General features: G+C 73.2%; 15 protein-coding genes. 9 read left to right on the top strand and 6 right to left on the bottom strand.

Annotated elements, in window-relative coordinates:
• The first annotated feature begins 55 nt into the window (after positions 1-55).
• Together B351_RS0110590 and B351_RS0110585 are read left to right on the top strand one after the other, a co-directional pair.
• Positions 56-1,297: an HD-GYP domain-containing protein gene (locus B351_RS0110590; RefSeq protein WP_026010611.1), complete on the top strand. Its 1,242-nt coding sequence runs from the start codon at positions 56-58 to the stop codon at positions 1,295-1,297.
• A 124-nt stretch (positions 1,298-1,421) separates the two neighbouring features.
• A complete protein-coding gene (locus B351_RS0110585) occupies positions 1,422-1,844 on the top strand; it encodes a hypothetical protein (protein ID WP_019399014.1) in 423 nt (140 codons plus the stop codon).
• A gap of 33 nt (positions 1,845-1,877) precedes the next feature.
• On the opposite strand, the gene B351_RS0110580 is transcribed toward B351_RS0110585, so the two are convergent.
• Positions 1,878-3,257 (bottom strand): glutamate--cysteine ligase, encoded by a 1,380-nt coding sequence (locus B351_RS0110580; protein ID WP_019399013.1) that lies wholly within the window; start codon positions 3,255-3,257, stop codon positions 1,878-1,880.
• Between the two features lie 144 nt (positions 3,258-3,401).
• Here B351_RS0110580 and B351_RS0110575 point away from each other — a divergent pair, with 144 nt between their 5' ends.
• Positions 3,402-4,115 (top strand): VIT family protein, encoded by a 714-nt coding sequence (locus tag B351_RS0110575; protein ID WP_019399012.1) that lies wholly within the window; start codon positions 3,402-3,404, stop codon positions 4,113-4,115.
• A 16-nt stretch (positions 4,116-4,131) separates the two neighbouring features.
• On the opposite strand, the gene yihA is transcribed toward B351_RS0110575, so the two are convergent.
• A complete protein-coding gene (gene yihA, locus B351_RS0110570) occupies positions 4,132-4,734 on the bottom strand; it encodes a ribosome biogenesis GTP-binding protein YihA/YsxC (protein ID WP_019399011.1) in 603 nt (200 codons plus the stop codon).
• A 147-nt stretch (positions 4,735-4,881) separates the two neighbouring features.
• On the opposite strand from yihA, the gene B351_RS0110565 reads away from it, so the two are divergent.
• The 4 genes from B351_RS0110565 to B351_RS0110550 all read left to right on the top strand — a co-directional run bounded on the left by B351_RS0110565 (position 4,882) and on the right by B351_RS0110550 (position 8,140).
• Positions 4,882-5,670, top strand: a complete 789-nt coding sequence (locus B351_RS0110565; RefSeq protein WP_019399010.1) for a cytochrome c — start codon at positions 4,882-4,884, stop codon at positions 5,668-5,670.
• A gap of 122 nt (positions 5,671-5,792) precedes the next feature.
• Entirely contained in the window at positions 5,793-6,440 is a 648-nt protein-coding gene (locus tag B351_RS0110560) for a thiol:disulfide interchange protein DsbA/DsbL (RefSeq protein WP_019399009.1), read from the top strand.
• 39 nt (positions 6,441-6,479) lie between these two features.
• The gene (locus B351_RS0110555) at positions 6,480-7,289 is read left to right on the top strand and encodes a thiol:disulfide interchange protein DsbA/DsbL (protein WP_019399008.1); all 810 of its coding nucleotides are present in this window, start codon (positions 6,480-6,482) and stop codon (positions 7,287-7,289) included.
• 71 nt (positions 7,290-7,360) lie between these two features.
• Positions 7,361-8,140: an endonuclease/exonuclease/phosphatase family protein gene (locus tag B351_RS0110550; protein ID WP_019399007.1), complete on the top strand. Its 780-nt coding sequence runs from the start codon at positions 7,361-7,363 to the stop codon at positions 8,138-8,140.
• A gap of 12 nt (positions 8,141-8,152) precedes the next feature.
• Here B351_RS0110550 and B351_RS0110545 read toward each other — a convergent pair whose 3' ends face one another.
• Complete coding sequence (locus tag B351_RS0110545; RefSeq protein WP_019399006.1) at positions 8,153-8,929, bottom strand: SDR family oxidoreductase; 777 nt, start codon at positions 8,927-8,929, stop codon at positions 8,153-8,155.
• 43 nt (positions 8,930-8,972) lie between these two features.
• Here B351_RS0110545 and B351_RS16640 point away from each other — a divergent pair, with 43 nt between their 5' ends.
• Positions 8,973-9,197 (top strand): hypothetical protein, encoded by a 225-nt coding sequence (locus B351_RS16640; protein WP_039731413.1) that lies wholly within the window; start codon positions 8,973-8,975, stop codon positions 9,195-9,197.
• 21 nt (positions 9,198-9,218) lie between these two features.
• Here the strand turns inward: B351_RS16640 and sppA are convergent, their stop codons facing one another.
• Positions 9,219-11,114, bottom strand: a complete 1,896-nt coding sequence (gene sppA, locus B351_RS0110535) for a signal peptide peptidase SppA (RefSeq protein WP_019399004.1) — start codon at positions 11,112-11,114, stop codon at positions 9,219-9,221.
• A 70-nt stretch (positions 11,115-11,184) separates the two neighbouring features.
• Positions 11,185-12,579 carry an MATE family efflux transporter gene (locus B351_RS0110530; protein ID WP_019399003.1) on the bottom strand — a complete coding sequence of 465 codons (1,395 nt, stop codon included), beginning with the start codon at positions 12,577-12,579 and terminating at the stop codon, positions 11,185-11,187.
• A gap of 64 nt (positions 12,580-12,643) precedes the next feature.
• Here B351_RS0110530 and B351_RS18155 point away from each other — a divergent pair, with 64 nt between their 5' ends.
• Positions 12,644-13,759, top strand: coding sequence for a DUF3667 domain-containing protein (locus B351_RS18155; RefSeq protein ID WP_198006217.1), 1,116 nt, complete (start codon positions 12,644-12,646; stop codon positions 13,757-13,759).
• 3 nt (positions 13,760-13,762) lie between these two features.
• On the opposite strand, the gene B351_RS17120 is transcribed toward B351_RS18155, so the two are convergent.
• On the bottom strand, positions 13,763-14,396 hold a 634-nt coding region (locus B351_RS17120), incomplete at its 5' end, for a DUF3106 domain-containing protein (RefSeq protein ID WP_019399001.1).

The following is a 14,396-nucleotide window of genomic DNA, read 5'->3' as shown; positions in this document are numbered from 1 at the left end:
ACGTCCGGCCGATATGGCCCCCGGCACCCTGTCCCCCCAGAGCCGCCGGTCCACGATGCAGCGCACCATCCCCGTCCACCAGCTCCGCCCGGGCATGTACGTGCAGCGGGTCAACGGCGCCTGGCTCAAGCATCCGTTCTGGCGGACCTCGTTCCTCGCCACCGCGCGCGACATCGAGCGCCTGCAGGGCAGCGGGATCGAGACGGTGGACATCGACCCGGAGCGCAGCCTGCCGGAGGAAGACCCGGCCGAAGCGGCCGCGGAACCCGCCGCGGAACCCACGCCGCCTCCCGGCGCCGCCGGGACGACCGCCGGCGCGGAGGAAAATCCTGGCCCGCGCGGCGCGAGGGTGGCGCCGAAGGTCGACCTCGACGCCGAACTGACCCGGGCGCGCCGCATCTGCCAGGAGGGCCGCGAGGCGGTGGAGGCGATGTTCCAGGAAGTGCGCATGGGGCGCATGGTCGATGCCGCCTCGGTGCTGCCGCTGGCGCAGGAGATCTCCGCCTCGGTCGGCCGCCATCCCGGCGCGCTGATCGGCATCGCCCGGCTCAAGACCGCCGACGACTACACCTACCTGCACTCGGTGGCGGTCGGCGCGCTGATGTCCGCGCTTGCCCGCCAGCTGGGCCTGGACGAACAGGCCTGCCAGGCCGCCACCGTCGGCGGCCTGCTGCACGACCTGGGCAAGGCCTGCGTGCCGCTGGAGATCCTCAACAAGCCCGGGCGCCTGGAGCCGGAGGAGATGGAGGTCATGCGCACCCACCCGGAGCATGGCGCGCGCCTGCTGCGCGAGGGCGGCGAGCACGACGACCGGATCCTGCACATGGTGCTGCACCACCACGAGCGCATGGACGGCACCGGCTACCCGGCCGGCCTGGCGGCCGCGCAGCTGCCGCTGCTGACGCGGATGAGCGCGGTGTGCGACGTGTACGACGCGATCACCTCCAACCGCCCCTACAAGGAAGGCTGGGATCCGGCCGAGGCGCTGCGGCGGATGGCCTCGTGGAAGGGCCACTTCGACCCGGTCGTGCTCAAGGCCTTCATCGCCAGCCTCGGCATCTATCCGGCCGGCAGCCTGGTGCGGCTGTCCAGCGACCGCCTGGCGGTGGTGCTGGACCAGCGGCCGGGCGACCTCACCCGGCCGCTGGTGCGGGTGTTCTATTCGGCGCGGCTGCGCTCGCACCTGCTGCTCGCCGACGTGGACCTGTCGGCGCCCGGCTGCAGCGAGCGCATCACCGGGATCGAATCGCCCCGCGAATGGGGCTTCCGCGACCTGCACAAGCTGTGGGCGCCTTGACCGCCGCGCCCGCGCGCGGGCGTTCGCCAATGCGCAAGAAAGTGTTCCGCCAGGTTGCCTGAGCAACCTTCGCCGGATCGCTATAGTCGTTGCTCCCCCGACCGCCACACTGCATGGAGCAACCGTGAGCGATTCCCCCCGCCCACCATCCGTCCTCCCGTTCCTGTGCGGCGCGGCCGCGGCGCTGGCCTTCGCCGCCGGCAGCAACACGCTGCCCAGCCGCGCCCCCGTGCCGGCCACGCCGCTGCCGGCCCCGGCGCCGGCGCGCGGCCAGGCCGGCCGCTTCGATGGCGCGGACCTGTGCCTGCGCGAAGCCGCCGCCCTGCTCCCGGCCGATACCGCGTTCCCGGAGATCGCCTCCTACTTCGACCAGAACGGCAGCCTGCAGCTGTGCACGGTCGACTACCAGGACCCGGCCGATCCGCAGCGGCGGATCGGGCACCGTTTCGACGTGGCCGGCGGCCGCTTCGGCCAGCCGTATGCCGGCGTGCTTCCGGGCCGGCACGAGCCCGGCCTGGCCCTGCCCGCGCTAGATGCAGGCAGGTAAGCGCGGCGCGGGCCTCCACGGCCCGCCCCGCCTTCAGTAGGCGAATTCGGCGAACACCCGGTCGATGTCGCCCTGCCACGGGCCGTGGAACAGTTCGAGCTTGCGCTCGGCCGGGGTCAGCCCGGACTCGGCGATTTCCATCAGGGTGTCGAGGAAGCGCGATTCGTCGATGCCGTCGGCATTGCGCGCGGCGCGCCGGCGCAGGCCGGCGGCGGAGATCTCCAGCGCCGCCAGCGCCAGCTCGCGCACGGTGGCGCCGCGGAACGGCAGCTTCAGCGCGTGCCTGGGCACGCCGTAGCGCAGGGCGTGGCGCTCCTCGCCGGTGAAGTCCTTGACCAGGTCCCAGGCCGCGTCCAGCGCCGCGTCGTCGTACAGCAGGCCGACCCAGAACGCCGGCAGCGCGCACAGCCGCGCCCACGGGCCGCTGTCGGCGCCGCGCATCTCCAGGTACTTCTTCAGCCGCACCTCGGGGAAGGCGGTGGTCATGTGGTCGGACCAGTCGCGCAGGGTCGGCAGCTTGCCCGGCAGCGCCGGCAGGCGGCCTTGCATGAAGTCGCGGAAGCTCTGCCCGCTGGCGTCGACGTAGGTGCCGTCGCGGTAGCTGAAGTACATCGGCACGTCGAGCAGGTAGTCGACGTAGCGCTCGTAGCCGAAGCCGTCCTCGAACACGAAGTCGAGCATGCCGGTGCGGTCCGGGTCGGTGTCGGTCCAGATGTGCGAGCGGTAGCTGAGGAAGCCGTTGGGCCGGCCCTCGCTGAACGGCGAATCGGCGAACAGCGCGGTGGCCACCGGCTGCAGCGCCAGCGACACCCGGAACTTCTTCACCATGTCCGCCTCGGAGGCGAAGTCCAGGTTGACCTGCACGGTGCAGGTGCGGGTCATCATGTCCAGGCCGAGGCCGCCGACCTTCGGCATGTAGGCGCGCATGATCCGGTAGCGGCCCTTGGGCATCCACGGCATGTCCTCGCGCCGCCACTTCGGCTGGAAGCCCATGCCGAGGAAGCCCAGCTGCAGCTCGTCGGCGACCTGGCGCACCTCGTCCAGGTGGGTGCCCAGCTCGACGCAGGTCTGGTGGATGGTCTCCAGCGGTGCCCCGGACAGCTCCAGCTGCCCGGCCGGCTCCAGGGTCACCGAGGCGCCGTCGCGCACCAGCGCGATCACCCGCTCCGGCTGCCCGTCCACGCTCTCGCGCACCGGCTGCCAGCCGAACCGGGCCAGCCCGGCCAGCAGCGCCTCGATCCCGCGCTCGCCGTCGAACGCCGGCGGCCGCAGGTCGTCCAGGCGGAAGCCGAACTTCTCGTGCTCGGTGCCGATGCGCCAGTCCGCGCGCGGGCGTTCGCCGCCGGCCAGGTATTCCACCAGCTGGTGGCGGCCGGTGACCGGGGTGTCGGCGACGTGGCTGGGACTCGACAAGGCTGGCACTCGCGCGGGGGAACTGTAGGGACCCGGCGCTGGCCGGAACGGGTGCGAACTATAGCGTGCCGCGGCGCACACCGATGTCGTACCGGTGGGCGTGCAGCTTTCCATGGCCGGGCTGGACTGGCATAAGCTGCCGCTATGCCACAGCCCCCGCAGCGCCACAGCCGCCAGCCCGAACTGCACCGTACCGACCGGGTGGGCTGGTTGCGCGCGGCGGTGCTCGGGGCCAACGACGGCATCGTCTCGGTATCCGGCGTGGTGGTGGGCGTGGCCGCCAGCGGCGCGGCGCCAGGCGCGATCCTGACCGCCGGCATCGCCGCGACCGTGGCCGGGGCGATGTCGATGGCCGCCGGCGAGTACGTGTCCGTGCAATCGCAGGCCGATACCGAGCAGGCGGACATGGCGATCGAGCGGCGCGAGCTGCAGGAGGACCCGCAGGCCGAGCTGGAGGAGCTGGCGCGGATCTACCAAGCGCGCGGGCTGGAACCGGCGCTGGCGCGCCAGGTCGCCGAGCAGCTGACCGCGCACGACGCCCTGGCCGCGCACGCACGCGACGAACTGGGCATCAGCGAGAGCCTGCGCGCCCGCCCGGTGCAGGCGGCCGGGGCCTCGGCGGCGGCGTTCTGCGCCGGCGCGGCATTGTCGATCCTGGCCACGATCCTGGCGCCGCCGGCCAGCACCGGCCTGGTGGTCACCGCGACCACCCTGGTGGGCCTGCTGCTGTCCGGGGCCTGGGCCGCGCACATGGGCGGCGCGCCGCTGCTGCGCGGCGCCTTGCGCGTGGGGTTCTGGGGCGCGGCGGCGATGGCCGCGGCGCACCTGATCGGCGGGCTGTTCGACGTGCCGGTCTAGCCGGCGCAGTCCCGGCTCAGGCCAGTTCCAGCCAGCCGGCGACCACCGCGCGGGCTTCGTCCACGCCCTGCTTGCTCTCGCTGGAGAACGCTTGCACCCCGACCTGGCCGGCACCGGCCGCGGCCAGCTCGCGCCGAACCGCGGCCACCGCCTGCGCCTGCTGGCCACGGCCGAGCTTGTCGGCCTTGGTCAGCAGCGCGTGCGCGGGCAGGCCGCGGGCGATGGCGTAGTCGATCATCTGCCGGTCGTAGTCCTTGAGCGGATGGCGGATGTCCATCACCACCACCAGCCCGCGCAGGGCCTGGCGGCTGCGGAACCAGCCGTCGAGGAAGCGCTCCCAGTGCGCCTTCATCTCCATCGGCACCTTGGCGTAGCCGTAGCCGGGCAGGTCGACCAGGTAACGCTCCGGTGCGACCTCGAAATAGACCAGCTGCTGGGTGCGGCCGGGGGTCTTGGACACCCGGGCCAGGGCGTTCTGCCGGGTCAGGGCGTTGAGCGCGCTGGACTTGCCCGCGTTGGAGCGGCCGGCGAACGCCACTTCGAAGCCGCCATCCGGCGGCAGCTGCGCGGGCGTGTGCGCCGAGCCCAGGTAGCGGGCCTTCTCGAGGGGATTGGACATGGGCATAGGATCGCATGCCCGGCCCCGGGTCGGGGCCGGGCGCGGTCCGGGCGGGGGTTTCGTTGACCGTCGCTGCCCGGCGCGGGGATAATCCCGACGTTTCGCGGCCGTCCAGGCCGCGCCGAATCGGGTTCCCGGAGCTCTAGCATGCGCCACGCTCGCGTTATCGCCCTTGCCGGACTGGCCGTCGCGGTCACCGCCGTCGCCGCCTACGCTGCACAGACCACGGTGGTGCCGATCCCGGACAACGAGCCGGTGCAGGAACAGCCGCTGGAGGTGGACCTGAGCAAGACCCACTGGGGCGATGCCGAGGCCGGTGCCACCGCCGCCACGACCTGCGCGGCCTGCCACGGCGCCGACGGCAACCCGTCCGATCCCATGTACCCGCGCCTGGCCGGCCAGAGCGAGCGCTACATCGCCCGCCAGCTGGCCCTGTTCGCCAGCGGCGAGCGCCACAGCGGCCTGGCCGCGGTGATGGTGCCGTTCGCCCAGTCCCTGACCCCGCAGCAGATGCGCGATGTCGGCGCCTACTTCGCCCGGCAGAAGTCCGGCGCCGGCGTGGCCGACGACGCCGAGATCACCACCGGCCCGTACGCCGGCATGAAGTTCTACGAGGTCGGCGAGAAGCTGTACCGCAGCGGCGACGCCGAGCGCGGCATCCCCGCCTGCATGGCCTGCCACGGCCCCAGCGGCGCCGGCAACCCGGGCCCGGCCTACCCGCACGTCGGCGGCCAGATGTCCGAGTACACCGCCCGCCGCCTGGAGGAGTTCCGCGCCGGCGTGACCAGCGAGCGCGACCCGGCCCTGTTCAACATCATGGCCAAGGTCGCCTCGAAGCTGACCGACGAGGAGATCGGCGCCCTGTCCAGCTACCTGCAGGGCCTGCACGACCGCGCCGACGACGTGGCCGCCGCCGGGGCCGCCGGCCGGCAGTGAACTTCCGCCACCGGCCGCGGTCGGAGTAAGCGTGGTCCCTCTCTGATTACCTTGCGCCGGCCCCCGAGGCCGGCGTCTTTATTTCCGCCAGGCGCCCAACCGGCGCCGCGAGGAAGCCCGCGATGAAGCCCCTGCTCACTGGACTGCTGTTGCTTTTCCTGGCCCGGGTGCCGGCCGCGCCGGCGGCCACCCCGGAGCTGCAGGAAGGCGTGGACTACGTGCGCATCGAGGCCGGCCCGCTTGACCCGCGCGCCGGCCGGATCGAGGTGGCCGAGGTGTTCGCCTACACCTGCCCGCCCTGCGCCAGCTTCGAGCCGCGGCTGCAGGAGTGGAAGCGGCGCCTGCCGGCGGACGTGGACCTGGTGCAGGTGCCGGCGGCCTTCGGCGGCGCCAGCGACACCTGGGCGCGCACCTACTACGCTTCGCGGCAGCTGGGCGTGGCCACGCGCAGCCACCCGGCGCTGTTCGAGGCCCTGCACCAGCGCCACAGCCTGCCGCGCAACCCCACCCCGCAGGAACTGGGCGAGTTCTTCAAGGACTTCGGCGTCGACCCGGAGCGGCTGCGCGCCGCGCTGGCCGACCCGCAGGTCGGCGAGCAGGTGCGCAAGGCCGGCGCCTGGATCCGCACGATCGACCTGGAAGGCACCCCGAGCCTGGTGGTCAACGGCCGCTACCGGGTGCGCGGCCGCGACTTCGACGACATGCTGCGCATCGCCGGGGCCCTGGTCGCGCGCGAACGTGCCGCCATGCGATCCCAGACTTCCCGTTGACGGCCGCTGGCCGATCCTCATCCTCCCTGGAGACCTGAAATGAATATCCGCCCCTTCCTGACCCTGCTCCTGCTGGCCAGCCTGGCGGCCTGCTCCGGCCAGGATGCCGCCCCGCAGGACAGCCAGCCCGCGCCCCCGGCCACCGAGGCCCCGGCGGGCGACGCCGCCGCCGAGCCGGCGGTGGACGCGGGCGCTGACCCGGCCACGGAAGCGGCGGACGGCGGCGAGGCCGCCGCTCCCACGGCGCCGGCCCCGGCCGCACCCTCCGGTCCGGCCCCGGTCGCCGGGGTGGACTACCAGGTGATCGAGAACGGCCAGCCGTTCCAGCCGGTGGCCGGCAAGATCGAGGTGGCCGAGGTGTTCGGCTACACCTGCCCGCACTGCGCCAACTTCGACCCGATCCTGGAGGCCTGGGCAAAGCGCCAGCCGGCCGACGTGAACCTGGTCCTGGTGCCGGGCGCGTTCGGTGGCTACTGGACCCCGTACGCGCGCGCCTTCTACACCGCCGAGGCCCTGGGCGTGCTGCCGAAGACCCACGCGGCGACCTTCCGTGCCATCCACCTGGAGCGCAGCCTGCCGGTGAACGCCAACGTCGGTGCCGCCGAGCTGGCCCCGTTCTATGCCCAGTACGGCGTGGATGCCAAGCGCTTCGCCGATACCTTCAACAGCTTCGGCGTGGAGGCCAAGCTCAACCGCGCCCGCCAGTTCGCCGCGCGCGCGCGCATCGAGGGCACCCCGGCGCTGGTGGTGGCCGGCAAGTACACGATCAACGCCGACCAGTACGGCTTCGAGAAGATGCTGGCCACCGCCGAGTGGCTGGTCGCGCAGGAGCGCGGCGGGGCGCGCTGAGCGCCCCGATGGTTTCGCGCATGGACACGCCTCCCCTCCCCGAGCTGGCACCCGGCGAGCCGGGGGGCACCATGCTGGAGGCCGGCGCGCCGCCCACGCGCCGGCTGCGGGTGCTGTCGGCCAACATCCAGGCCGGCTCCAGCACCCGCCGCTACAGCGACTACGTGACCCGCAGCTGGTCGCACGCGCTGCCGGCCGGGCGCAAGCGCACCAGCCTGGATGCGATCGCCAAACTGGCCGCGGAGCACGACATCGTCGGCCTGCAGGAGGCCGACCCGGGCAGCCTGCGTTCGGGCTTCACCAACCAGACCCACTACCTGGCCCAGCGCGCCGGCTTCCACTACTGGACCCACCAGCCCAACCGCAGCGTCGGCGGCGTGGCCTCCAGCGCCAACGGCCTGCTGAGCAAGCTCGAGCCGGTGCGCATCAGCGACTACCCGCTGCCCGGCCGGATCCGCGGCCGCGGCGTGCTGCTGGGCCACTTCGGCGACGGCCGCGAGGGCCTGACCGTGGCGGTGGCGCACCTGTCCCTCGGCGCCAGGTCGCGCCTGGCGCAGCTGTCGTTCATCGCCGAACTGCTGCAGGACCATCCCAACGCGGTGCTGATGGGCGACTTCAACTGCCTGCCCGACGTGCCGGAGATGGAAGTGCTCTACCGCAACACCAGCCTGCGCCCGCCGGAGTGCATCGTGCCGACCTTCCCCAGCTGGAAGCCGCAGCGCGCGATCGACCACATCCTGGTCAGCGGCGAACTGCGCTGCGCCGGGGCACAGGCGCTGCCGGCGGCCTTCTCCGACCACCTGGCGCTGGCGATGGAAATCGAGGTGCCCGAGCGCAGCCTGCGCACCTGAGCGCGCGCCGCCTCAGAACCCGTAGCGCAGGAAGCCGCCGTCCACCGCGATGCACTCGCCGGTGACGTACGAGGACGCCGGCAGGCACAGGAACGCGACCGCCGCGGCCACTTCCTCCGGCTCGCCGATGCGCCGCATCGGGGTGCGTTCCAGCACCTGGTCGTAGTAGTCCGGGTCCGAGAGCGGGCCGGAGGTGCGCCGGGTGCGGATGTACCACGGCGCCACCGCGTTGACCCGGATGCCATCGGCGGCCCATTCGCAGGCCAGGTTGCGGGTCATCTGGTGCATGGCCGCCTTGGTCATGCCGTAGACCACGCCGGAACGCACGTGGGTCAGGCCGGACACGCTGCCGACGTTGACGATGCACGAGGCGGCGTGGCGCGCCAGCAGCGGGTGCGCGTAGCGCGACAGCTCGAAGGCCGAGAACAGGTTGGTCTCGAAGATCGCGCGCCACTCGTCCTCGGTGTAGTCCACCGCCGGGCGGGTGACGTTGCCGCCGGCGTTGTTCACCAGGACGTGCAGGCCGTCGCCGTGGTCCTCGGCCCAGTCCAGGATCGCCTGGCGGTCCTCGTCGTCGGCCACGTCCGCGGCCATGCCATGGAAGGACTGCTGCGGGTACAGCTCCTCCAGCTCCTCGCAGGCGTCCTGCAGCGGATCCTCGTTGCGCGCCACCAGCAGCAGGTCCGCGCCCAGCGCGGCCAGCTCGCGCGCGATCGCCAGGCCGATGCCGGCGCTCGCGCCGGTCACCAGGGCCAGCTGTCCATCCAGTCGCCAGCGGTTCGTGCTCATGGGCGCTAGGATAGCCTGCGGTCCCTGCCACCGGGAGCGAACAATGCGAAGCCAACCGAGCCGCCTGGCCGCAGCCGTCGTCCTGCTGGGACTGGCCGCGTGCCGGCCCGAACCGCCGCAGCCCGAGCGGCCACCCGAGCCGCGGGCCACCGCCCTGCGCGATGCGATGCAGGCCCCGCTGCAGGAAGCGCGCACGGCCGACCAGGCCTTGCAGGACGCCGCGGCCCGGCGCGATGCCGCCGCCGCGGCGGCCACGGCCGACGACTGACGCCGGCCGCGGCCCGCCGGGCTACAGGCCGCAGAAGCAGTAGGCCAGCGACTTCACCGGCGCGCCGTCGCGGTCGCGCATGGCTTCCTCGACGAAGCGCAGCTGCGCCTCGGCCTCCGGCATGGTGCGCGCCAGCAGCGCGCTGTCGTCCAGCAGCGCGGCCGCCAGGCGGCTGCCGGCCAGGCCGGCCATGAACTGCGCCAGCGGCGAGGGATCCTTCTCCACGTAGCGCAGGCGGAACTTGCCATCCTCCAGCCCGGCGCGGGTGGCGGCGTCGGCGACCGCGTCCGACAGCCCGCCCATCGCGTCGACCAGGCCGCGCTCCAGCGCCTGGGCGCCGCTCCACACCCGGCCGCGGGCCACCGCATCGATTTCCTCGACCTTGCGCTGGCGCGCCTCGGCGACCTTGCCGATGAAGTCGGCGTAGCCCTTGTCGATCACCGCCTGGATCACCCGCGCCACGTCCGGGTCCAGCGGGCGGGTGACGTCGAACGCGCCGGCGTAGCGGGTGGTGCCGACGCCGTCGGTGTGCACGCCGATCTTGTCCAGCGTGCGGGTGAAGTTGGGCACCAGGCCGAAGATGCCGATCGAGCCGGTGATCGTGGACGGGTCGGCGTAGATGCGGTCGGCGTCCATGCTGATCCAGTAGCCGCCGGAGGCGGCCAGGTCGCCCATCGACACCACCACCGGCTTGCCGGCCTGCTTCAGCAGCGCGACCTCGCGCCGGATCTGCTCGGAGGCGAACACCTCGCCACCGGGCGAATCCACCCGCAGGACCACGGCCTTGACGTCGTCGTCCTCGCGCGCCTGGCGCAGCAGCGCGGCAGTGGATTCGCCGCCGATGCGGCCGGCCGGCTGGTCGCCGCCGATGATTTCGCCCTCGGCCACCACCACCGCCACCTGCGGGCGCTTGTCCAGCGGCAGGGCCTTGCGGTCCAGGTGCTGCAGGTAGGCGCCCAGGCCGATGTTGCGGAAGCCCAGGTCCTCGTCCTCGTCGGCCACGCCGCGCTCGGCCAGCAGGTCCAGCACTTCCTGGCGGGTCTTCAACCCGTCGACCAGCTTCAGTTCCAGCGCGTGGCGGGCGACGTCGCCACCGGCCGCCTCGATGCCCGCGGCCAGCTGGTCGATCTGCGCGGCCAGCTCGGCCCGGTCGAGCTTGCGCGCCGCGGCCACGTCATCCAGGTAGCGGCCCCAGATGTCGTTCATCCAGAACAGGTCCGCTTCCTTGGACTCGGCCGAGGCGGCATCGAGGACGTAGGGCTCGGCCGCGGACTTGTACTCGCCCACGCGGAACAGGTGCACGTCCACGCCCAGCTTGTCCTGCAGGCCCTGGCGGAAGTACTGGCGGTAGCGGCCGATGCCCTGCAGCAGCAGGCTGCCCATCGGGTCCAGGTAGACCTCGTCGGCCTGCGCCGCCAGCAGGTACTGGCCCTGGCCCAGGTTCTCGGAGAACGCCACCACCTGCTTGCCCGACTCGCGCAGGCTGGCCAGCGCCGCGGCCAGTTCGCGCAGCGAGGCGTAGCCGGACGGCTGCAGGCCGTCCAGGCGCAGCAGCACGCGCTCGATCTTGTCGTCCCCGCGCGCGGCCTCGATCGCCCGCAGCAGGTCGCGCAGCTGCACCTCGCCGGCGTCCTGGCCGCCCAGGGCCCGGCCCAGCGCGCGGCTCACCGGGTCGGTGGTGTACTGCTCCACCAACCGCCCCTGCGGCGCCAGCACCAGGGTGGTCCGCTCCTGCATCGGCTGTGCGCCGCCGCCACCGCGGCCCACCGCGACCACGAAGACCAGCAGGAACAGGAACAGCAGCCCGAAGAACAGCAGGTTGAGGACCAGCCGCCGGACGAAGTTCATCACGTCCCACAGCCCCACGAAGAACGTGGCGATCGGGTTGCGGGGGCGGGGCAGCGGGGGTGGGATCATCGGGAGCTCCGGCAGGGGACGTCGGTCCGGTGGCGATTAGGGGACAGCATAACGGCGCCGCCGGGGGTATTCATGCGCCTGAAGTAACCGTGCCGGAGGGCGCGGCCACCGGCGGCGGCAGGCGGCGCAGGCTGTGGTGCAGGCGCCAGCCCATCAGCACCGCGGCGGCGGCCAGGCCCAGGATCAGGCCGGTCCACATGCCCTGCGGGCCGCGGCCCAGGCCCAGGCCCAGCCAGGCGCCCAGCGGCATGCCGATGCCCCAGTACGAGACCATTGCAAGGAACATCGGCACGCGGGTGTCGCGCAGCCCGCGCAGGGCGCCGGCGGACATCACCTGCACGCCGTCCGGGAACTGGAAGGTGGCCGCGTACAGCAGCAGCACCGAGGCGGTGGCGGCCACCGCCGCGTCGCGGGTGTAGATGGCGACGATCGCGTCGTGCCCCAGCAGCATCACCAGCGCCGAGCAGGCCTGGGTGGCCAGGACGATGGTGTATCCGGCACGCGCGGCGCGGCGCACGCCCATCGGGTCGCCGGCACCCAGCGCGCGCCCCACCCGCACCGTGGTCGCCTCGGCCAGGCCCATCGGCACCATGAAGCACAGCGCCGAGACGTTGATCGCGATCTGGTGCGCGGCCGCCGGCACCTCGCCCAGGCGCGCGATCAGCAGCGCGGTGGCGATGAACAGGCCACCTTCCATCAGCACGGTCACGCCGATCGGCAGGCCGGTGGCGAGCAGGCCGCGGATGTCGGCCCAGCGCGGCGGATCGAAGCGCGCGAACAGCCCCAGCGGCGCGAACCGGCGCGAGCGCGCCAGGTAACCGGCAAAGCACAGCGCCTGCAGCCACATCACCACCGCCGAGGCCGCTCCCAGGCCGGCCGGCCCCATCTCCGGCAGCGGGCCGAGGCCGAAGGTCAGCACGTAGCCCAGCGGCGCCAGCACGCCCAGCCCGGCGAAGCCCAGGACCATGGTCGGCAGGGTCCAGTGCAGGCCCTCGCTGAGGTAGCGCATGCAGAAGAACAGGATCAGCGCCGGCACGCCCCAGCGGATGGCATGGGCGAAGGCGGTGGCGCCGGGCACGATTTCCGGGGCGATGCCGAACGCGGCCAGCGCCAGCGGCGCCAGGCTCAGGAACGCGAACATCAGCAGTCCCAGGCCCGCGCCCAGCCACAGCGCCTGGCGGAACAGCGGCGCGATCGCGTCGCGGCGGCCGCTGCCGTCCAGCTGCGAGACCGAGGCGGTGAGCGCGATCAGGGTCCCGATCGGCACCATCATCGGCAGCCACAGCAGGGCGGTCCCGACCGTCACCGAGGCCAGGGTCAGGGTGCCGTGGCGTCCGGCGATGACGTTGTCGACGAAGCTGATCAGGCCGGTGGACACGTGCCCCAGCACCAGCGGCAGGGCGAGCGTGATCGTGGCGAGCAGCTCCGGGCCGAGGCGGCGCCCCGGCGGGGAGGATGCGGACATGGGGGATCGGCGGGGAAGCTGCGGTCGTGCCGGGGGCACTGGCACCGGGCTCCGCGGGCTGGCTATGTTACCCCTCCCCACACCACGCCACCACGCCGTGCACGAAGGCCATCCGCGCGCCTGCGCCAACTGTTCCACCGAGCTCCACGGCGAGTACTGCCACCACTGCGGCCAGCACGCGCACAACCCGGTGCGCAGCTTCGCCCATGCCGTGGAGGAGGTGTTCGAATCGTTCTGGCACCTGGACGGGCGCATTTTCCTGACCCTGCGCCGGCTGCTGGTGCCCGGGCGCCTGGCGCTGGACTACCTGCAGGGCCGGCGCGCGCCCTACGTGGCGCCGATGCGGCTGTTCGTGGTGCTGGGCGTGCTGACCTTCTTCGTCGGCCGCCTGGTGATCCACCTGGGCGACGAGCCGGACGGCCAGGGCCCGAACCTGTCGGTGGAGGCGATCGACCGCTCGCTGGAGGAAGCCACCACGGTGGAGGAAGTCGAGCGCATCCGCAGCCAGCGCGTGGCCGACCTGGAGGAGGCGCGCGAGGCGCTGCCGCCCTACCTGGAGCCGGCGCGGGTCGGCATGGACCGCACCATCGCCGGGCTGCACGCGCAGTCCGACGCGCGGGTGCGGGCGCTCGGCGGCACGCCCGCGCCGCGCCCGGCCCAGGCCACGCCGCAGGCCGAAACCCGGCGCGAGCCAAGCACCTGGATCGAGCGGATCGGCGCGCGCATGGCGCGCAACGCCGAGCGCCTGCAGGATGATCCGGACCTGCTGACCAACGCCTTCCTCGGCAGCGTGCCCACCGCGCTGTTCCTGCTGGTACCGGTGTTCGCGCTGCTGCTGAAGCTGGCCTACCTCGGCAGCGGCCGGGTGTACCTGGAGCACCTGGTGGTGGCGCTCTACAGCCACGCCTTCCTGTGCCTGGCCCTGCTCGGGGAGATGTTGCTGTCGCTGCTGGCGGACTGGACCAGCACCTTCGTGCCGCTGGTGGCCGCCGGCATGGGCGTGGTCGCGCTGGCGCTGTGGCTGTGGATGCCGACCTACCTGCTGCTGATGCAGAAGCGGGTCTACGGCGACGGCTGGGTGGCGACCCTGCTGCGCTTCGGCGCGATCGGCACGGTCTACTCGGTGATGATGCTGTTGGCGGCGGTCGTGGTGCTGCTGCTGAGCCTGGTGCGGCTGTAGCGCTCAGCGCCGCGCCGCCTCCTCCAGCCAGGAGCCGCGCCGCGCCGGCGGCAACGCCAGCAACTCGCGGCGCAGCTCGATCCGGCCGGCCGGGGACTGCCGCCGCAGCACCTCGGCCAGCTGCGCGCGCTGCGCCCCGTCCATGCGGCGCAGGACCTGCAGCAGCCGCGCGCGTTCCTCCTCCGGCACGTAGCCCAGCCACGGCTGCAGCCGCGGCCAGTCGTTGCCCAGCTCCGGGCCGAACAGCCAGCCGCGGCGTTCCATGCCGTCCAGCGCGGCGAAGCGTTGCCGCAGCCGCTGCTGCTCGTCCGGCGGCAGGGACAGGAAGCGCGCGCCGGCCTCGCGCAGCCGCGCCTGCTCGTGCGCCGGCAACCCGGCCCAGGCCTGCTGCGGCGGCGGCCCGCCTTCCGGCGCGGTCGGCGCCTGCACCGGCGCCAGCCCGTCCTCCTCGCGCTCGATCCGCGACTCCGGCGCACCGGCGGCATACCAGGCCAGCAGCGCCAGGTCCGCGACCACCGGGTCGGCCGGCAGTTCCTCCAGCGGCCGCGGCATCGGCTCGGCCGGCACCGCCGGCGGCCCGGGATCCGGCAGCGGTTCGACCAGGATCGGGCCGGGATCGTGCACCCGCAGGTCATCC

This window comes from Pseudoxanthomonas sp. GW2 (genome assembly GCF_000283075.1).
In the GTDB taxonomy this organism is placed as follows: domain Bacteria; phylum Pseudomonadota; class Gammaproteobacteria; order Xanthomonadales; family Xanthomonadaceae; genus Pseudoxanthomonas.
Note: the sequence above shows the minus strand (reverse complement) of the source record. Positions and strands in the feature narration are given on the sequence as shown.

Bases quoted from the DNA above. Each gene is read 5' to 3' on its own strand.
- B351_RS0110575 (WP_019399012.1), top strand. From the start codon at position 3,402: ATGCCACAGCCCCCGCAGCGCCACAGCCGCCAGCCCGAACTGCACCGT.
- B351_RS0110560 (WP_019399009.1), top strand. From the start codon at position 5,793: ATGAAGCCCCTGCTCACTGGACTGCTGTTGCTTTTCCTGGCCCGGGTG.
- B351_RS0110555 (WP_019399008.1), top strand. From the start codon at position 6,480: ATGAATATCCGCCCCTTCCTGACCCTGCTCCTGCTGGCCAGCCTGGCG.
- B351_RS0110550 (WP_019399007.1), top strand. From the start codon at position 7,361: ATGCTGGAGGCCGGCGCGCCGCCCACGCGCCGGCTGCGGGTGCTGTCG.
- sppA (WP_019399004.1), bottom strand. From the start codon at position 11,114: ATGATCCCACCCCCGCTGCCCCGCCCCCGCAACCCGATCGCCACGTTC.
- B351_RS18155 (WP_198006217.1), top strand. From the start codon at position 12,644: ATGTTACCCCTCCCCACACCACGCCACCACGCCGTGCACGAAGGCCAT.
- B351_RS0110565 (WP_019399010.1), top strand. From the start codon at position 4,882: ATGCGCCACGCTCGCGTTATCGCCCTTGCCGGACTGGCCGTCGCGGTC.
- B351_RS0110590 (WP_026010611.1), top strand. From the start codon at position 56: ATGCAGCGCACCATCCCCGTCCACCAGCTCCGCCCGGGCATGTACGTG.
- B351_RS0110545 (WP_019399006.1), bottom strand. From the start codon at position 8,929: ATGAGCACGAACCGCTGGCGACTGGATGGACAGCTGGCCCTGGTGACC.
- yihA (WP_019399011.1), bottom strand. From the start codon at position 4,734: ATGTCCAATCCCCTCGAGAAGGCCCGCTACCTGGGCTCGGCGCACACG.
- B351_RS0110530 (WP_019399003.1), bottom strand. From the start codon at position 12,579: ATGTCCGCATCCTCCCCGCCGGGGCGCCGCCTCGGCCCGGAGCTGCTC.
- B351_RS16640 (WP_039731413.1), top strand. From the start codon at position 8,973: ATGCGAAGCCAACCGAGCCGCCTGGCCGCAGCCGTCGTCCTGCTGGGA.